The 3,391-nt window shown below is 41.6% G+C and carries 5 protein-coding genes; all 5 read left to right on the top strand.

Translation table 11 applies throughout. The annotated features are described in order from the left end of the window. A partial coding sequence (locus CWE06_RS12400; protein WP_157981179.1) for a hypothetical protein occupies nucleotides 1–550 on the top strand: 550 nt, incomplete at its 5' end. A gap of 158 nt (nucleotides 551–708) precedes the next feature. Next, complete coding sequence (locus tag CWE06_RS12230; RefSeq protein WP_126794722.1) at nucleotides 709–936, top strand: helix-turn-helix transcriptional regulator; 228 nt, start codon at nucleotides 709–711, stop codon at nucleotides 934–936. 111 nt (nucleotides 937–1,047) lie between these two features. Continuing rightward, nucleotides 1,048–1,278 carry a helix-turn-helix domain-containing protein gene (locus CWE06_RS12660; protein ID WP_126794720.1) on the top strand — a complete coding sequence of 77 codons (231 nt, stop codon included), beginning with the start codon at nucleotides 1,048–1,050 and terminating at the stop codon, nucleotides 1,276–1,278. Next, on the top strand, nucleotides 1,271–2,302 hold the full coding sequence (locus CWE06_RS12220; protein ID WP_126794718.1) for an AAA family ATPase: 1,032 nt from the start codon (nucleotides 1,271–1,273) through the stop codon (nucleotides 2,300–2,302). The genes CWE06_RS12660 and CWE06_RS12220 overlap by 8 nt, the downstream gene beginning before the upstream one ends. Before the next feature lie 142 nt (nucleotides 2,303–2,444). Continuing rightward, nucleotides 2,445–3,391: PDDEXK family nuclease (locus CWE06_RS12215; protein WP_198679104.1), on the top strand; the 947-nt coding region annotated here is incomplete at its 3' end.

Raw genomic sequence — 3,391 nt, 5'->3', positions numbered from 1 at the left:
GTCGAAAGAGGACACTAGTGAAGTTGAAAACCACAAGCCAATTAGAAAGCCTAATGCCGAGCTTGTGCTTCTGAAAAAAGGAAGTCTTTTGACCTTTCCCCTCTCTCAGTTACCATTCAAGCTTAGTGATACCTACCTAACTATACAACACGTTATGGATGATAACGGTAACCTCTATCGCTTGGGTGTTAAAGGTACTTTTACTGACTCGACGGTAACGAGACACTATGCACTTAACCTTCTTGAGCCATACGTTTGGGTTGTATCTTCAAGCGCTGATGCGCCCCCCAAAGAAACTAAATATATGCAAAGGTTAAAGGTGGTTGCTCAGTGGATGGAAGAAAAGAAGAAGCAGTTAAAACTTGAGCCAAACTCTACCCCTCAAGATGTGCATAATCGGTTAGCGACCGAGAAGGGAAAAGAGAGAACTCAGGGTTGGTATTGGTTTGAGTGGCACAAATCAAACAAAAGCTTATTCCCTGCTGAACACGATCCAAGAAACTTTTTTAAGCAATACAAAGAGATATCCTTTAGCAAGGGTAACCGTTAAAGCAATCTACGCCCCGCAAACTCACCACTCCTTATATGAGTATTTTTTAATAATGAGTATTACTCTTTTAACTCAATGACTTACGCTTTTCATTGAGCCAGTATCTCCGGTGTGAATAAGAACAATACTGTTCATATTACACGTTAGGAGATAAAAATATGAATACAACGCAGTATGAAGATCATCATGAAAAGCGACTCATTCGCCTACGTGAAGTGATGGAGTTGACAAGCTTATCCAAGTCGTACATCTATCAACTTTCAGCACAGGGCAAGTTCCCTAAACGAGTCAATCTAGTCAAAGGAGGCTCAAGTGTTGCGTGGCTCGAATCAGAGGTATTGGCATGGATTGAAGAACGTTTAACTGAGCGAAACCTAAACCAATAAAAAAGGAGCCCAAGGCAATCAAGCCGAGGAGCTCCCCTGATATCTAGTCAGTATCAGTATAGCGTGCACCTGCTTGGATGCCAATAAGCTCCTCTGAAAAGAGGAAAAAATATGAATCTTACATTCAGAGAAAGAAAGTTACTCGAAGAGCTAGAGGTACACAAATCCATGAGTACCGTCGACCTCCATAAAGTGGGGCTATGCTCACCAAACACAATAGTCTATTCCTTAAGAAAGAAGGGTTACTCCATTGAGACCTCTCGCAAAGATGCTGTAGGCCATGCAGGAGTAGTACATCGAGCTGTTGCGCATTATTCGTTGGTTGGAGGTAATCATGAGTAAAATTAACCTAATACCAATCACAAACATAATGAATCAGCATTTCGCAACTAACTGGTTGGTAGCAAGCTACTTCGAAAAGGAGTCTGTTTGCATGGTGTTTGGCGAGCCAGCTTCCTATAAGTCGTTCTTGGTGATGGATATAGCTTTTTGTATTGCTACAGGAAATGATTGGTGCGGAAACGCAGTATCCAAAGGGCATGTACTTTATATAGCTGGCGAAGGGCATAGGGGTATACAGAGGCGCTTTACTGCACTGGAAGGCAAATATGGGTGTAAAGTGTCCGATATTGTCATTTCGGATAAACCAGCTTCGCTAATGGACTCAACTGCCGTCAATGATATCCTTGATGCGATTGATGCTGCAGGAGTTGAACCTGAGCTTATCGTTATTGACACACTTCATCGAAACTTTGGTGGCGGTGATGAAAACTCTTCAAGAGACTTTGGGGTTTTTATGCGCCATATAGATGAAATTAAATCGATAACTAAAGCAACAATTATTGTCGTTCATCACACCGGTCACGCTGATAAGGGACACAGTCGAGGTAGTTCCGCTATAAGAGCGTCTATGGACGCAGAGTACCAACTGAAGATAAAAGGGAATGGTGTTGAGCTTAGATGTCTGAAAATGAAGGAGTTTGAACAACCACAAAATATGAGCTTCAGTCTTAGGAAGGTTGACGTAAATGTCCCGACTGGTTTAGAAACTTCAGCTTACATAGAGCAAGTGACTGACTCTAAATTGGCTAATAAGTCTACTAACACTCAAATAGTCTTACAGGCTCTCAGTGATGCGATAGCTGCAAAAGGTTCTGCTATTCCTATTAATCAAACGAATCAACGCCCTGAACTGACTCAGAAGCGATGGGTCGATGTAGGTGAATGGAGGAGTCAGAGCTATAGTGCTTTGAGCTCTTCAATACAGAATCCTCCTTCGCAACAGCAAGCTTTTAATAGAGCGAGAAATCAGCTGATAAAGGATGGTAAGATCGAAGAGATTAATGGATTTGTGGTTATGCTGTAAGGGCATCACAACCATACATACATTCCCCCCTTTAGGGGGGATGTTGTATGTATGGGGAAGCCAAGATAACTTGGCATCAATTGTTTAGTTTGATTACGTTTAGTGGCAATATGAGGCTTGTGCAGAATAGACTGAGAGTAAAATGATTGTACTTGAGGATGGCTTACCCAAGCCATATGCGCATTACAGTGTTCATGGTGGCACTTTTATAGGTTTTTCGGACAGCAGGACTTCAGACCTGTTTTTTTGTTCATGCTCAAAGTCCAGTATGAAGAACTTTATGAGGCTTCAAGAGCAGATTGCTAAACCAAATAATTCTAATCCATTAAGAAACGTCACTTTCGATTCCTTGCACTTTCCTGAGCAAATCTCATTGTTGAATGTTTCTACACCGACACTTAATGTAGATCAACTTCACTTCGCTAATGAAATATGCCATCGGTGTTTACAACGAACTCCTCAGAAAAAACATTGTGCGCCTATGTATGGGGGGCAGTTTACACAGTCTTACGGCTGGTATATTCGACAAAACTTCTTAAGAATAGGTGTTGACCCAGCGAACAAATCAAACTTCTTAAGCGATATTTGCCCAAGGGAAATCCAAAAGCTTTTAACTGAAGTAAAAAATCTGAAAGTTATGCGAAATGACCTCACATCAAAGGTTTACCCGAGTACAGACGGAACTATTCGAGGGAAGATAAATCGGGACGAGTGGGAGGTACAGCGAAAGATGGAAAAACAGTTGTCTAAGCGGCATAGGGAGATTGTGAAAATCATTGAAAATCTGACTAGAGAAGAGTTTGGTTTCAGAAAAGTAGGAGAACAATGGGTTAGCGAGACGCTTCTTTACCAACTTGTAACTCAGCTTTATCCGACTCAGAAAATAATCAGAAATATTCGCCCAGCGTGGTTAGACGGGCTAGAGTTAGATATCTATTTGCCAGAGATAAACTTGGCGATTGAATATCAAGGACAGCAGCATTATAGGCCAGTGAAATCTTGGGGCGGAGAGAAAGCTCTGAAAGCTCTAAAGCAGAGAGATGCAAGGAAAAAAGAGCTATGCTTAGCATTAGGAATAATACTTGTAGA

This window comes from Aliidiomarina haloalkalitolerans, assembly GCF_003987315.1.
GTDB lineage: Bacteria > Pseudomonadota > Gammaproteobacteria > Enterobacterales > Alteromonadaceae > Aliidiomarina > Aliidiomarina haloalkalitolerans.
The sequence above is the reverse complement of the archived record's forward strand: the minus strand, read 5'-3'. Positions and strand labels throughout refer to the sequence as shown.